Here is a 14613-nt window from a genome sequence, read left to right as displayed (position 1 = left end):
GTAGCTTGAAAAAAATGACTAAAACGATATGTGTTTAATTATACAGTATGTTCCTTCGTCCAGTATATGACTCAAGCCCCGGATTATAAAGCCGTTACGGGTCAATCGACGATGAAAGAGCGGCTTGCCAATTGAGCGCGGGGGCGTAATGGCCTACTATCGCGCTCATGTTTTCTCGCCATGTTTTAAACACTCGTTTTTCTGGAGGGCGCCATGGCCCAGTCTGATACGGTCACGCGTATTCTGGATACGGCAGAAGTGCTGTTCGCCGAGCGCGGCTTCGCCGAAACCTCGCTTCGTACCATTACCAGCAAGGCGCGGGTCAACCTGGCGGCGGTGAACTACCACTTCGGCTCCAAGAAGGCGCTGATCCAGGCGGTGTTCGCACGCTATCTCGACCCGTTCAGCCTGCGCTTTCACGAGGCACTCGATACGCTTGGCGAGCGCTATGGCAACGAGGAAATACCGCTCGAGGTGCTGCTCGAAACCATGGCGAGCACCGTGCTGAGCGTGCCCGCCGAGCGCAACAGCCTGAAGGTATTCATGCGCTTGTTGGGGCTTGCCTACAGTCAGGCTCAGGGGCATCTTCGCCGCTATATTCAGCAGCAGTACGGCGATGTCTTCACCCGCTTCGTCGAGCTCGTGCGCCGTGCAACGCCGGGGCTTCCCGATGCCGAGCGTTTCTGGCGGCTGCACTTCATGCTCGGCACGGTGATCTTCACGCTCTCCGGGCTCGATGCGCTGCGCGATATCGCTGCCAAGGAGTACGACGAACAGGTGTCGGTGCGTGATCTGATCCGCCGCCTGCGCCCGGTGGTGGTCTCGGCGATGAACGCACCGCTTCCCCCCGCGCTCGAGGAGACGCCCCATGCCCACGCCCCGACTGGCTGAGTTACCGCCGCGGGAGGCGCCCTGGCTCGAAATCGACCTGAGCGAACAGCGCCTTCGCGCCTGGCAGGGCAAGAGGCTTGCCCATGAGTGCGCGGTGTCGAGCGGCAAAAACGGCACCGGCCAGCGGGAAGGCAGCGGCCAGACCCCCGCCGGCTGGCACTACGTGCGCGCCGCCATCGGCGCGGGCCTTCCCGAGAACGCGGTGTTTCGCGGCCGGCGCTTTACCGGCGAGGTGTTCACGGCAGCGCTTGGCGAGCGAAACCCGAAGCGCGACTGGATTCTCACCCGCATCCTCTGGCTTTGCGGGCTCGAGCGCGGCGTCAACCGGGGTTGCGACGTCGACTCCCAGCGCCGCTATATCTACCTGCACGGCACGCCGCCTGGCGAGCCCATGGGCGTGGCGGCGTCCCACGGCTGCGTGCGGCTGCGCAACAGTGATCTCTTGTGGCTTTTCGACTTCGCCACGCCGGGCACGCCGGTCTGGCTTCACGACTAACCGGCTCCGGTTTCGCTTGCAGGCGCCAATCGACTAGAATGAGCGCCCGTTTTGCTGGATAGATGCCGATGACGCAACCGCTTGGCCCGGTCATGCTCGACCTGGAAGGGCCCATCATTACCCGCGCCGAAAAGGCGCTGTTGGCCGATACCGCCGTCGGCGGGGTGATCCTGTTTGCGCGCAACGTCGAAGGCGCCGAGCAGGTCAGCGCGCTGTGTGCCGATATTCGCCGCGTTCGCCCGGACATCCTGATCGGCATCGATCAGGAGGGCGGACGCGTACAGCGTATTCGCCAGGGCGTGACGCGCCTGCCGCCGATGGCGCGCATTGGAAAGCTCTACGCCGATGACCCGGCCGAGGGCGGGCAGTTGGCAAACGATGCCGGCTGGCTTCTGGGCATGGAAATGGCCGCCTGCGGGCTCGATCTAAGCTTTGCCCCGGTACTCGATGTCGAAAGCGGGGTATCGAGCGTGATCGGCGATCGCAGCTTTGGCTTTGATCCCGAGCACGTTGCCGAGCTTGGCGCGCGCTTCATTCAGGGCCTGCACGAAGCCGGCATGGCGGCGGTGGGCAAGCACTTCCCCGGCCACGGCGGCATCGAAGCCGACACCCACGTAAGCGTTGCCGAGGACACCCGCACGCTTGCCGAGCTAAAAGCGCGGGATCTTGTCCCATTCACACGACTTGCCGGTCAGCTCGATGGCGTCATGCCGGCCCACGTGGTGTTCAGCGCTTTCGATGCGCGCCCGGCAGGCTTTTCTCCGGCCTGGCTTGGGATGCTGCGCGAGTCGCTCGGCTTCAAGGGCGCGATCTTCTCCGACGACCTGACCATGGCCGGCGCCCACGTCGCCGGCGGCCCTTTGGCGCGGGCGCGCGCAGCGCTTAACGCCGGCTGCGACATGCTGCTGGTGTGCAACGACCGCGAGGCGGCGCTCGAAGTGGTCAAGGGCGTCGGCGGTATCGACAATCGGCGCACCGGTAAGCTGCGCTACGCCCGCGCCCGGCCGGATCTCGAGGCACTTTCTGCGCTCAAGCGCTGGCGCCGCGCCAATGCCCGCTTGAGCGAGCTGGCAAGCCTCTAATCTTTTTCGACGACTCGTTCAACGACCCTTTTGACGATCCAGGCGAACCCACCAAGCGACGATGATTCATCGGCGCCTGGATTCGTTATTTTTTGACATCACCGCTGGAGCCCACGATGGCCAAACTGGATAAACAAGCCCTCGAATCGCTGGATTCGATGCGCGAGCTGATGGATAACGCCGACTGCCTGATCAGCCAGGAAGAAGTGGAAAGGGCGCTTGACCGGATGGCGGAAGCGATCACTGCGGATCTCGGCGACAAGCTGCCGGTATTCTACTGCGTGATGAACGGCGGGCTGATCACCACCGGGCATTTGCTGACCCGGCTAGGCTTTCCGCTCGAGGTGGATTACCTGCACGCCACGCGCTATCGCAACGAACTGCGCGGCGGCGAGCTCTTCTGGCGGGTCTCGCCGGAAGTGCCGATGGCCGGGCGCCACGTGGTGATCATCGACGACATCCTCGACGAGGGCGCGACCCTGGCAGCGATTCTCAAGTACTGCGAAGAGGCGCAGGCGGCGAGTGTGTCCACCGCGGTGCTGGTCGACAAGACCCATGACCGCAAGGCGGTGCCTGGGCTTAAGGCCGACTACTGCGGCCTCGAAGTGGCGGACCGCTACGTGTTTGGCTTCGGTATGGACTACAAGGGCTACTGGCGCAACGCCCCGGGCATCTTTGCGCCCAAGGGCCTCTAAACCTCCAGGGCTCAGCGCGGCGAAAAGCGCCGCGCGAGCCCGGTTTCGGCGATCATGCGCGTCGAGATCTCCTCGATCGAGAAGCGCGTGGTATCGATGAAGGGAATGTTCATCGAGCGGTAAAGCGCCGCCGCCTGCTCGACCTCCTGCACGCACTGATCGATGGAGCTGTAGCGGCTGTTGGGGCGGCGCTCGTTGCGAATCGCCGAGAGCCTGCGCGCGTCGATGGTCAGTCCGAACAGCTTATGACGGTGCGGGGCGAGTACCCGGGGCAGTTTGAGACTGCCGTCTTCATCGAGATCATCCTCGGTCAGCGGGTAGTTGGCCGCGCGGATGCCGAACTGCAGCGCCAGGTAGAGCGAGGTCGGCGTCTTGCCGCAGCGCGACACGCCGACCAGAATCACGTCCGCCTGATCATACTGGTGGGTGCGGGCGCCGTCGTCGTTGTCGAGGGCAAAATGCACCGAGTGGATACGGTCCATGTAAACGTCGTCGCTGCCGATCGCGTGGGTGCGGCCCACGCTGTAGGAGGAGTGGGTGGCAAGCTCCTGCTCCAGCGGCTCGAGAAAAGTCGAGAAGACGTCGACCTTGAAGCCCTGAGCCTCACGAATCACATCGCGGATGCTCTGATCGACGATGGTGTCGATGATGATCGGCCGCTGGCCGTCGCGGTTGGCGGTGGCGTCGATGATGTCCGCAAGCGCCCGGGCCTTTTCGATCGTGTCGATGTAGGGCTTGGTCAGCATCGTGATCTCGACGCCGCTGAACTGCGCCAGAAGGCTTCGCCCCAGGCTTTCGGCAGTGATGCCCGTGCCGTCGGAAATGAAAAACGCCGTACGCTTCATGGCTGACTCCCTCTCGCACCTATTCGTGAAGCGCCATTTTCACCGCTTACCGCTCCCGGCACAACGGCCCGCCCGCGCTCGACTACATATCCGGCGGTAAAACGGCGTGTGTTGTAAAAAACCTTCAAAACCTTCGCTATTAGACTAATGGCGAATACGAAGGGGTGGTGATAGGGTGACACGCTCGATGGCCATGGCCGACGCGTTCGGTGGTTCAACCTGAGGTTGACGACAAGACAAGGGGTATTGCGTGCAAGAGTACATTGTGGGGTTCGAGCAGCTGGGCATGAACGACGTCGAGCGCGTGGGCGGCAAGAACGCCTCGCTCGGTGAGATGATCTCCAACCTGGCCGGCGTCGGCGTGACCGTCCCCGGTGGCTTCGCCACGACTGCCCACGCCTATCGCGAGTTTCTCGCCCATGAAGGCTTGAACGACCGCATCAATGCGCTGCTCTCGCGCCTCGACGTCGACGATGTCAAGGCGCTAGCCGAGGCCGGTAGCACCATTCGCCAGTGGATCATCGACACGCCTTTGCCGCCCGCTTTCGAGAGCGCGCTGGCCGATGCCTACGCCGAGCTCCAGAGCCGTCACCCGAATCTCAAGGCCGCGGTGCGAAGCTCCGCCACCGCCGAGGATCTGCCGGACGCCTCCTTTGCCGGCCAGCAGGAGACCTTCCTGAACATCGAAGGCTTCGACAACGTCAAGCGCGCCGTGCACGAAGTGTTCGCGTCACTCTTCAACGACCGCGCCATTTCCTACCGCGTGCATCGCGGCTACGCCCACGAGAACGTCGCGCTCTCCGCCGGCGTGCAGAAAATGGTGCGTTCGGAAACCGGCGCCTCCGGCGTCATGTTCACCCTGGATACCGAGTCCGGCTACCGCGATGCGGTGTTCGTCACCGCCTCCTGGGGCCTGGGGGAGACGGTCGTGCAGGGCGCGGTCAACCCGGACGAGTTTTACGTTCATAAGCCGACGCTTGCGGCTGGCCGCCCGGCGGTGCTGCGCCGCACGCTCGGCTCCAAGCTGATCAAGATGATCTACGGCGAAAGCGCCAGCGCCGGCAAGTCCGTGGCCACCGTCGACGTGCCGCTTTCCGATCGCGGGCGTTTCTGCATCAACGACGAACAGGTCATGGACCTTGCCCGCCAGGCGGTGACCATCGAGCAGCACTACGCCCGCCCGATGGACATCGAGTGGGCGCTGGACGGCGACGACGGCAAGCTATACATCGTTCAGGCGCGCCCGGAAACCGTGGTCTCCCAGCAGGAGGGCGGCAAGCTCGAGCGCTTTTACCTCAAGGAGAAGGGGCGCAAGCTGATCACCGGCCGCGCCATCGGCCAGCGTATCGGCAGCGGCACGGTCAAGGTGGTGATGAGCCCGGACGACATGGAGAAGGTCCAGTCCGGCGACGTACTGGTCACCGACATGACCGACCCGGACTGGGAGCCGATCATGAAGCGCGCCTCGGCGATCGTCACCAACCGCGGAGGGCGCACCTGCCACGCGGCGATCATCGCTCGCGAACTCGGCATCCCGGCGGTGGTCGGCTGCGGTGACGCCACCACCGAGCTTCGCGAAGGGGTCGACGTCACCGTCTCCTGCTCCGAAGGCGATACCGGCAACGTCTACGAGGGGCTTCTCGATTTTGAATGCAAGGTATCGAGCGTCGACGCCATGCCGGAAATCCCGTTCAAGATCATGATGAACGTGGGCAACCCGGACCGCGCCTTCGGCTTTGCGGGGCTGCCCAATGCGGGGGTGGGCCTGGCCAGGCTCGAGTTCATCATCAATCGCATGATCGGCGTGCACCCCAGGGCGCTTCTCGAGTACGACCGTCAGACGCCGGATCTCCAGCAGGTGATCGACGCGCGCACGGCGGGCTACGATGACCCGGTCAGCTTCTACGTCGACAAGCTCGTCGAAGGGGTGTCGACGCTTGCCGCCGCGTTTTATCCGCAGAAGGTCATCGTGCGCCTGTCGGACTTCAAGTCCAACGAGTACGAGAACCTGATCGGTGGCAAGCTCTATGAACCCGGTGAAGAGAACCCGATGCTCGGCTTTCGCGGCGCTTCGCGCTACGTCTCCGAGGCGTTTCGCCCCTGTTTCGAGCTTGAGTGCCAAGCACTCAAGCGCGTGCGCGACGAGATGGGCTTCAAGAACGTCGAGATCATGGTGCCCTTCGTGCGCACCACCTCTGAGGCGCGCGAGGTCGTCGAACTGCTCGCCGCCAACGGGCTGGATCGCCGTGATGACGATCTCAAGGTGATCATGATGTGCGAGCTGCCGGCCAACGCTCTGCTGGCCGACGAGTTCCTCGAGCACTTCGACGGCTTCTCGATCGGCTCCAACGACCTGACCCAGCTGACCCTGGGACTTGACCGCGACTCCGGCATCGTTGCGCACCTGTTCGACGAGCGTAACGAAGCGGTGAAGAAGCTTCTTTCCATGGCGATCAAGGCGTGCAAGGCACAAGGCAAGTACGTCGGTATCTGCGGCCAGGGCCCGTCGGATCATCCTGAACTTGCCAAGTGGTTGATGGAGCAGGGCATCGACTCGGTCTCGCTCAACCCGGATGCGGTGCTGGAGACCTGGTTCATGCTGGCCGGTGAGACCATCGGCTGATACCGGCGTTAATGCCTGCCCGATTCCGCCCGGCCATTGTGCCGGGCGGAGGCGTTTTATAGGCTATCCTGGTGAAAGGGTGTCACACCCGTTCCCCGTTCAACGGCGCCAACGCCTGCGCGTCAAGACGTCAAGGAGTGATCATGCAACGACTTTGGGCCACGCTGCCCCTGACCGGCCTGCTGCTGGTGCCGCTTTACAGCTTCGGCTTTACCTACGAGGCGCCCTCGGTCACCCCCGAGGTCGGCTCGGGCTATGAGGATAAGCCCGGCTGGGCCTTCGAGAAGTTCGCCGTGGCCGCCGCCAACCCACTCGCCACCGATGCCGGCTTTCAAATCCTCGAGGCCGGCGGCAACGCCATCGACGCGGCGATCGCCGTGCAGATGGTGCTGTCGCTGGTCGAGCCGCAGTCCAGCGGCATCGGCGGCGGCGCGTTCTTGATGTATTACGATGGCGATGAGGTCAGCGCCTTCGATGGCCGTGAAACCGCGCCCGCCATGGTCGACGAGAACCTGTTCATGGAAGGCGGCGAGCCGATGGCGTTCATGGACGCGGTGGTCGGCGGGCGCTCGGTCGGCGTACCCGGCACCGTGCGCATGCTGGAAACCGCTCACGCCGCCCACGGCCGCCTCGACTGGTCAGCGCTGTTCGTGCCGGCGATCACGCTCGCCGAGGAGGGCTTTCAGGTCAGCCAGCGGCTGCACACGAGCCTCGATGAGGATCAGGCGCTACGCGACGATCCCATCGCTTCCCGCTTCTACTACGACAATACCGGCGAGGCGATCGCCGTGGGCGAAACGCTGACCAATCCAGCGCTGGCCGCGGTGCTGCGGCGTATCGCCGACGAGGGCAGCCGCGCTTTCTACGAAGGCGAGGTGGCCGAGGATCTGGTGGCGCGGGTGCAGAACCACCCACTGCGCCCTGGAGCGATAACCCTTGAAGATCTGAGCGGCTACGAAAGCGTCAACCGCGACGCGATCTGCACCCCCTGGCAGCAGTGGAACGTCTGTGGCTTTCCGCCGCCTTCATCCGGCCATCTGACCGTCATGCAGATTCTGGGCATGCTCGATGACCAGCCGATGGTCGAGGCGCCGCTGGATAACGGCGTGACCAGCAGCGGCTGGCTGCACCAGTTTCTGGAGGCCTCGCGACTCGCCTTCGCCGACCGCAACCGCTATATCGCGGATCCGGCCTTCGTCGAGGCGCCGGGCGGTGATTGGACGACGATGCTCGCACCTGCGTATCTGGAAAGCCGCAGCCAGCTGATCGACGATACGAGCATGGGGGACACCGCCGAGCCCGGTAACCCCGGCGAGTTCTCGGTGAGCTACGCAAGCCAGCCGACTCAGCCCGAGTACGGCACCAGCCATATCAGCATCGTCGACGCTGACGGCAACGCCTTGGCCATGACCACCACCATCGAGCAGGCGTTTGGCTCGCGCATCATGGCCGACGGCGGCACGGGGCTTCCCGGCGGCTATCTGCTCAACAACGAGCTGACCGACTTCTCCTTCACTCCGACGGTCGATGGCGAGCCGGTAGCCAACCGGGTCGAGCCCGGCAAACGGCCGCGCTCGAGCATGAGCCCGACGCTGGTGTTCGATCAGGAGAGCGGCGAGTTCGTGGCAAGTCTTGGCTCGCCTGGCGGCGCGGCGATCATTCACTACACCGCGCGTTCGCTTCTGGCCATGCGCGACTGGGGCTTGAGCGCCCAGGAAGCGCTCAATTTACCCCACGCGGTAACCCTGGGCGGCGATGTCTGGGTCGAGGAGGGGCGTTTTCCCGAAGCGACCATCGAAGCCCTTACCGAGCGCGGTCACAACGTCAGCGAGCGTGAGCTGACCAGCGGCCTGCAGGCGATTCGCCGGCTCGAGGACGGAACGCTCTTCGGCGGCGCCGACCCGCGCCGCGAAGGCGTGGTGATGGGCGAGTAGCGGGCTCGCTACTCGCGCAGCCAGTTGCGCAGCTTCACCAACAGCAGGCCGCCATCGCTCAACGCGTGGCGGTCCTGCATCAGCGCCGAGAGCCGGTCCGGGTAGTCGGTGATGATCGCATCCACCCCCTGGTCGATCAGCGTCGACATCCTGGCCCGGTCGTTGACCGTCCAGGCATGAATCTCGTAGCCATAGCGCGCGGCCAGCTCGATCTCCTGGCGAGTGACACGGTTATGCCGGAGCCCCAGCGCGTCGAAATGGCGCCGGTCGAGGGTGCCCGGCAGAATCAGCTGCGCCAGCAGCGTCACTCTAAGCGCCGGCGCCTGCTCCTTGATCCAGCGGGCGAGCGCCGGCGTCATGGTCGCCACGCGCATCTCCAGAAGCGCGTTGGGAAAGCCACACTCGCTCATGCCGTCCAGCGCGCTTTGTTGCGTCGCCCAGCAGCGGTAGCGGATGTCCGATTCGCGCTCGAGCGCTTCGATCACCGCCTGGGCCAGACGCTGCTCGTCACCGGGCGACGCCTTCATGTCGATCATCAGCCCCGCCTTGCCGCGCACCAGTGCGAGCGTCTCGTCGAGCCCGGCGATCCGCTCGCCGACGAAGGCGTCGCCGAACCAGCTGCCGATATCGAACAGCGACAGCTCCTCGCGGGTCAGCTCGCCAAAATCTCGCGGGTCGCCGGTGAGGCGGGTCAGGCTGCGGTCGTGATAAAGCAGTACCTCGTTATCCAGGCTCAGGCGCACGTCGAGCTCGACCAGGTCCGCTCGATCCTCGAGGGCATGGCGCACCGCGGCCAGGGTGTTTTCCGGCGCGACCATGGAGCTTCCGCGATGGGCGATCACCTTGACGTCATCGCGCAGCTCGAAACTGTTGAGAATCCACCAGGCCTGCAGCGCCGCGAACAGCAGCACGAACGCTTCGAGCGCCCAGGCAAAGCGGCCGGCGCGGCGGGTCTCGCTGGGCGCTGGCGGCGAGCGCTCGGCCAGGCGCTGGTAGAGGCACGCCGAGAGCAGGGCGTTGAGCGCCACGCCGAGAAAGGTGATGGTCAAAGTGATCAACACGAACCCGGTGAGGTAGGCCAGCATGGCCGGAATCAGCACGGCGCTGCGCTCGGGCAGCCACCACAAAAGCGGCGTGACGATCAGGTCGAAAAGCCAGGTCACGAGAATCGGCAATAGCACGATCAGCGCCAGAAGCGTCAGTACTGCCGCGCCGATAGAGCGGCGCCAGCCGCGCGTCAAGGGTACGCTCTGCTTGAGCGCGGAAAGCGGCGACAGGCCCTCGATGGCTACCAGCGGCAGCGCCAGCATCCAGCGCAGGTAAAGCCAGGCGGCCAGCGCCATCCAGCCAAGCACCAGCGGAAAGGCGCCGGCGATGAAATACCAGAGCACCGGCGGGCGCACGCGCTGCAGATAGTAAAGGTCTATGCCGCTGAGCAGCACTTCATGAAGGAAGGCGAGCGCGGCCATGAACGGTGCAAGCAGCAGCAGGTGCGCGCCAACCTGAAGAATCACCAGCCCCGAAAGCGCCGGCAGGCGCTTTGTACTTTGCCACAGCGCCTCGAACGCCAGCCGGTAGCGCCCACCGCGAGGACGGCTGGCGACCAGCAGCATGCCGGCCTGCTGCCAATAGATCAGCAGAAAACCGAACCACAGTGCGATTGAGAGCGTCACGAGCCCGATAGGGCTGAACAGCAGCGCCACCAGCGCCTCGGTGGAGATTACGGTGCGGTTGAGTACCGACAATAGCGTCTGCGCCACCCAGCCGATCGCCGGCAGCAAAAGCGCCGAGGCCAGCAGCGTGAAGAGCAGATGAAAGGCGACCAGCGGGCGCAGGTGCTCCTTGAACGTGCGATAAAGAGCGCGGCCCAGAGAAATCAACGACTGCATGGCAAACACTTCGAAAGACAATGAAAACGCGGCCGGGCCGCGCGACGAAAGGCCGGATCAGGCCAAGGGCAGGGCGTGTTCGGCGACGATGACGCCGTTGTTGTCGGCGTAGCGCCACTGACCCGATTTGATCGTGGCGCCGGTGAAGCTGACCAGGTTCACGAACAGGGGTTCGAGCACGACCACCTCCGGATGGGCGTCGCACAGATCCGGCGTGGCGAAGGCGGGTAAGAGGGCGGGGTCATGAAACGCTCCTTGTAGTGTTCAATGAAAAGGCAACGGTCGATGAAAAGGGTCGCGCGATAAAAAACGCCCCGCCCTCGAAGGAGGAGCGGGGCGTTCGGTCATCGGCTCAGAGAGGAAAACGGATAACCCCTCTGCGATGGTGCGAGCATCGGCGATGGAACGGTTGTCAGAAGGCGCTTAGGCTTCCTGAGCAACCGGAATCACGTTCGAGGCAATCTTTTGATACTCCTCGATTTCGTGGAAGTTCATGTAACGATAGATCTCGCCGGCCATGGCGTCAAATTCGCCCATGTAGCGCTGGTACTCTTCGACGCTTGGCAGACGACCTTCGACGGCGGCGACCGCCGCCAGCTCCGCCGAGGCCAGGTACACGTTGGCACCATCGCCCAGACGGTTCGGGAAGTTACGTGTAGACGTGGACACCACGGTGCTTTTCGCTTCGACGCGGGCCTGGTTACCCATACACAGTGAACATCCCGGCATTTCCATGCGGGCTCCCGCACGGCCGTAGATACCGTAGTACCCCTCTTCGGTCAGCTGATGCTGATCCATTTTGGTCGGCGGCGCCAGCCACAAACGTGTCTTGAGGCTGCCCGCCGGCTGTTTCTCCAGAAGCTTGCCCGCCGCGCGGAAGTGGCCGATGTTGGTCATGCACGAACCGATGAACACCTCGTCGATCTTCTCGCCGGCCACATCGGAAAGAAGCCGCGCATCGTCCGGGTCGTTCGGCGCGCAGAGTACCGGCTCGTTGATTTCGTCGAGGTCGATCTCGATGATCTCGGCGTACTCGGCGTCCTTGTCCGCGCGCATCAGGCTCGGGTTGGCAAGCCAGGCTTCCATCCCCTCGATGCGCCGGCTGATGGTGCGCTCGTCGCCGTAGCCGTTGGCGATCATCCACTTCAAAAGCGTGATGTTCGACTTCAGGTACTCGGTCACGCTCTCGTCAGACAGCGTAATGGTGCAGCCCGCCGCACTACGCTCGGCGGAGGCATCGGAAAGCTCGAAGGCTTGCTCGACGGTCAGATCCTCGAGCCCTTCGATTTCGAGAATGCGCCCGGAGAAGGCATTCTTCTTGCCGGACTTGGCCACGGTCAGAAGGCCCTGCTTGATGGCGTAGAGCGGAATCGCGTGGACCAGATCGCGCAGCGTCACGCCGGGCTGGCGCTTGCCCTTGAAGCGCACCAGCACCGATTCCGGCATATCCAGCGGCATTACGCCGGTAGCGGCGGCAAAGGCAACGAGCCCCGAGCCCGCCGGGAAGGAGATGCCCATCGGGAAGCGGGTGTGCGAGTCGCCGCCGGTGCCCACGGTGTCCGGCAGCAGCATGCGGTTGAGCCAGCTGTGGATGATTCCGTCGCCCGGGCGCAGCGACACGCCGCCGCGGTTCATGATGAAGTCCGGCAGGGTGTGGTGGGTGTCCACATCCACCGGCTTGGGATAGGCAGAGGTGTGGCAGAACGACTGCATGACCAGATCCGCCTGGAAGCCCAGGCACGCCAGGTCCTTGAGCTCGTCGCGGGTCATCGGGCCAGTGGTGTCCTGAGAGCCAACGGTGGTCATCTTCGGCTCGCAGTACATGCCCGGGCGCACGCCGGGAAGATCGCACGCCTTGCCGACCATCTTCTGGGCCAGGGTAAAGCCCTTGCCGGTGTCCTTTGGCTGCTCGGAGAGGCGGAATACGTCCGAGGCCGGAAGACCGAGCGACTCGCGCGCCTTGCCGGTCAGCCCGCGGCCGATGATCAGCGGGATACGCCCGCCCGCGCGTACTTCATCCAGAATCAGCTGGGTCTTGAGCTCGAAGGTGGTGATCACCTCGTCGGTGCCGTGCTTGCACACCTTGCCTTCATAGGGGTAGATGTCGATGACATCGCCCATCTCGAGTTTCGAGACATCCATTTCGACGGGCAAGGCGCCGGAGTCTTCCATGGTGTTGAAGAAGATCGGTGCGATCTTGCCGCCAAAGCAGAAGCCGCCGGCGCGCTTGTTGGGAACGTACGCAATGTCGTCGCCGAAGAACCACAGCACTGAGTTGGTCCCGGACTTACGCGAAGAGCCGGTACCTACCACGTCGCCAACGTAGGCGACCGGGAAGCCCTTCTCCTTGACCGCGTTGATCTGATCAAGCGGCCCGCGGGTACCGGGCACTTCGGGTGTGATGCCGTCGCGCTCGTTCTTGAGCATGGCGTTGGCGTGCAGCGGAATGTCCGGGCGCGACCAGGCGTCCGGCGCCGGCGACAGATCGTCGGTGTTGGTTTCGCCGGGCACCTTGAACACGGTCAGGGCGATCTTTTCATCCAGCGCGGGTTTGGAGAGGTACCATTCGGCCTCGGCCCAGGAGTTCATGACGTCCTTGGCCACGGCGTTGCCGTTTTTGGCGCGCTCTTCGACATCATGGAAGGCGTCGAACATGAGGATGGTGTGCTTGAGCTGCTCGCCGGCTTCTTTCGCAAGCGCCTCGTCATCGAGAAACTCGACCAGCGAGACGATGTTGTAGCCACCCTGCATGGTGCCCAAGAGCTTCACCGCGTGGATCTTGTCGACGAGCGGCGACTCGGTTTCGCCCTTGGCGATAGCGGTCAGAAAGCCGGCCTTGACGTAGGCGGCTTCGTCGACACCCGGCGGAATGCGATGGGTGAGCAGCTCTAGAATGAACTCTTCTTCGCCGACCGGCGGGTTCTTGAGAAGCTCGATCAGCGCGGCGGTCTGCTCGGCATTCAGGGGCTTGGGTGGTACGCCTTCGGCGGCGCGTTCCTCGACATGTTGGCGATAAGCTTCAAGCACGTTGGGGCCCTCTCGTTTCTTGATAATACCCGGCGCGTTTCCACACGGTCAGGGTGCGGCCGGGCACGTGACAGTCGCATGACACAGCGCTGGATGGATGGCGGCGATTCTACGACAAACTGTCGACAATGTTAAGATGGTCGGCGCCGACTGCGACTTTTGACCAGGAGTGGCGCGCATCATGGCAAACGTTCGTTTAAACTGGGCGAGCCTTGAATTGACATGAGAGGGGAGCGTCTACGACGTTAGACTTTAAAGCCGTTTGCAATTACTCATGAGTGCGCTCTTGAATAGCATAAGAAGACTCAAGCCCGCCAACAGGTTACGCTCGCCGATATACCTGGATTCGACCGAAAAGCTGCCCAACGCGTGGTATAGTCTTCATTCAGGTCGCTATATGGCACGCAGCGGTGCGAGCTACCGGAGTATAGGTATGTATTTGATGGATAAGGCGCCAGGATACCGACCATGTCGATAGAGTTAGCCGAACTGACACCTTCTGATCACGCGCTCGGCGCAGAGGATCTGTTGCCCGAAAGTCTCAATGCGTTTCTCGCCTGCCCAACGCCGGATGCCTGGCTTGGCTGGGCGCTGGCCAATCCTGAAACGCTTTTGATCGATCACGCCCAGTGTGAGAAAAAAGCTGCCTCGACGGCGATGAACCTTCTCTACCGCCACGTCGATCAGCCGCTTTTGCTCGCCAAGATGTCGCAGCTGGCGCGCGAAGAGCTTTTACATTTCGAGCAGGTCGTGGGGCTGATGGAGCGCCGCGGGGTGAAATACACCCACCTGAGCGCCTCGCGCTACGCCGAAGGGTTGCGTCGTCACCTGCGCCCCAACGAGCCCGAGCGGCTGATCGACGTGCTGATCATCGGCGCGCTGATCGAGGCGCGAAGCTGCGAGCGTTTCGCTCGTTTGATTCCCTATCTCGACGAGGAGCTGGCGCGCTTTTATCGCACGCTGGTCAAGTCGGAAGGGCGCCACTTCGAGGATTATCTGCTGCTGGCGCGCCAGCAAACGGCGGCGCCGATCGATGAGCGCATCGCCTTTTTCGTGGCGCGTGAAGCCGAGCTGATCATCTCGACCGATACAGCCTTTCGTTTTCATAGCGGTGTGCCGGCCTAAGTCGAG

The 14613-nt window shown here is 63.5% G+C and carries 11 protein-coding genes; 7 read left to right on the top strand and 4 right to left on the bottom strand.

The genetic code is table 11. From position 1 onward, the window contains the following. Positions 1-213 precede the first annotated feature (213 nt). From ACGK9R_RS09615 to ACGK9R_RS09600, 4 genes are all read left to right on the top strand, one after another. Positions 214-891, top strand: a complete 678-nt coding sequence (locus ACGK9R_RS09615; protein ID WP_394580625.1) for a TetR/AcrR family transcriptional regulator — start codon at positions 214-216, stop codon at positions 889-891. After that, the gene (locus ACGK9R_RS09610; RefSeq protein WP_394580623.1) at positions 869-1387 is read left to right on the top strand and encodes a L,D-transpeptidase family protein; all 519 of its coding nucleotides are present in this window, start codon (positions 869-871) and stop codon (positions 1385-1387) included. The genes ACGK9R_RS09615 and ACGK9R_RS09610 overlap by 23 nt, the downstream gene beginning before the upstream one ends. 68 nt (positions 1388-1455) lie before the next feature. Next, complete coding sequence (gene nagZ, locus ACGK9R_RS09605) at positions 1456-2469, top strand: beta-N-acetylhexosaminidase (protein ID WP_394580621.1); 1014 nt, start codon at positions 1456-1458, stop codon at positions 2467-2469. 116 nt (positions 2470-2585) lie between these two features. Beyond that, positions 2586-3164, top strand: coding sequence for a hypoxanthine-guanine phosphoribosyltransferase (locus ACGK9R_RS09600; RefSeq protein WP_394580619.1), 579 nt, complete (start codon positions 2586-2588; stop codon positions 3162-3164). A gap of 11 nt (positions 3165-3175) precedes the next feature. Here ACGK9R_RS09600 and ACGK9R_RS09595 read toward each other — a convergent pair whose 3' ends face one another. Then, positions 3176-4009, bottom strand: coding sequence for a pyruvate, water dikinase regulatory protein (locus tag ACGK9R_RS09595; protein WP_394580618.1), 834 nt, complete (start codon positions 4007-4009; stop codon positions 3176-3178). 250 nt (positions 4010-4259) lie between these two features. Here ACGK9R_RS09595 and ppsA point away from each other — a divergent pair, with 250 nt between their 5' ends. Both ppsA and ggt read left to right on the top strand, forming a co-directional pair. Next, on the top strand, positions 4260-6632 hold the full coding sequence (gene ppsA, locus ACGK9R_RS09590; protein ID WP_394580616.1) for a phosphoenolpyruvate synthase: 2373 nt from the start codon (positions 4260-4262) through the stop codon (positions 6630-6632). A 143-nt stretch (positions 6633-6775) separates the two neighbouring features. Continuing rightward, positions 6776-8566, top strand: a complete 1791-nt coding sequence (gene ggt / locus ACGK9R_RS09585; protein WP_394580614.1) for a gamma-glutamyltransferase — start codon at positions 6776-6778, stop codon at positions 8564-8566. Between the two features lie 8 nt (positions 8567-8574). Here ggt and ACGK9R_RS09580 read toward each other — a convergent pair whose 3' ends face one another. From ACGK9R_RS09580 to acnB, 3 genes are all read right to left on the bottom strand, one after another. Further along, positions 8575-10455 carry a glycerophosphodiester phosphodiesterase family protein gene (locus tag ACGK9R_RS09580; protein WP_394580612.1) on the bottom strand — a complete coding sequence of 627 codons (1881 nt, stop codon included), beginning with the start codon at positions 10453-10455 and terminating at the stop codon, positions 8575-8577. A gap of 57 nt (positions 10456-10512) precedes the next feature. Then, positions 10513-10635 carry a hypothetical protein gene (locus tag ACGK9R_RS09575; RefSeq protein WP_394580611.1) on the bottom strand — a complete coding sequence of 41 codons (123 nt, stop codon included), beginning with the start codon at positions 10633-10635 and terminating at the stop codon, positions 10513-10515. A 243-nt stretch (positions 10636-10878) separates the two neighbouring features. Next, the gene (acnB, locus tag ACGK9R_RS09570; protein ID WP_394580609.1) at positions 10879-13482 is read right to left on the bottom strand and encodes a bifunctional aconitate hydratase 2/2-methylisocitrate dehydratase; all 2604 of its coding nucleotides are present in this window, start codon (positions 13480-13482) and stop codon (positions 10879-10881) included. Between the two features lie 468 nt (positions 13483-13950). On the opposite strand from acnB, the gene ACGK9R_RS09565 reads away from it, so the two are divergent. Beyond that, entirely contained in the window at positions 13951-14607 is a 657-nt protein-coding gene (locus tag ACGK9R_RS09565; protein WP_394580607.1) for a tRNA-(ms[2]io[6]A)-hydroxylase, read from the top strand. The last annotated feature ends 6 nt before the right edge of the window (positions 14608-14613 follow it).

The sequence above is a fragment of the Halomonas sp. HNIBRBA4712 genome (assembly GCF_043558675.1).
GTDB lineage: Bacteria > Pseudomonadota > Gammaproteobacteria > Pseudomonadales > Halomonadaceae > Vreelandella.
This window is presented reverse-complemented; position numbering and strand designations above follow the sequence as displayed.

What these genes read in the sequence shown, in the direction of transcription:
- ACGK9R_RS09615 (WP_394580625.1), top strand. Translation starts at nt 214, where the DNA reads ATGGCCCAGTCTGATACGGTCACGCGTATTCTGGATACGGCAGAAGTG.
- ACGK9R_RS09610 (WP_394580623.1), top strand. Translation starts at nt 869, where the DNA reads ATGCCCACGCCCCGACTGGCTGAGTTACCGCCGCGGGAGGCGCCCTGG.
- nagZ (WP_394580621.1), top strand. Translation starts at nt 1,456, where the DNA reads ATGACGCAACCGCTTGGCCCGGTCATGCTCGACCTGGAAGGGCCCATC.
- ACGK9R_RS09600 (WP_394580619.1), top strand. Translation starts at nt 2,586, where the DNA reads ATGGCCAAACTGGATAAACAAGCCCTCGAATCGCTGGATTCGATGCGC.
- ACGK9R_RS09595 (WP_394580618.1), bottom strand. Translation starts at nt 4,009, where the DNA reads ATGAAGCGTACGGCGTTTTTCATTTCCGACGGCACGGGCATCACTGCC.
- ggt (WP_394580614.1), top strand. Translation starts at nt 6,776, where the DNA reads ATGCAACGACTTTGGGCCACGCTGCCCCTGACCGGCCTGCTGCTGGTG.
- ACGK9R_RS09580 (WP_394580612.1), bottom strand. Translation starts at nt 10,455, where the DNA reads ATGCAGTCGTTGATTTCTCTGGGCCGCGCTCTTTATCGCACGTTCAAG.
- ACGK9R_RS09565 (WP_394580607.1), top strand. Translation starts at nt 13,951, where the DNA reads ATGTCGATAGAGTTAGCCGAACTGACACCTTCTGATCACGCGCTCGGC.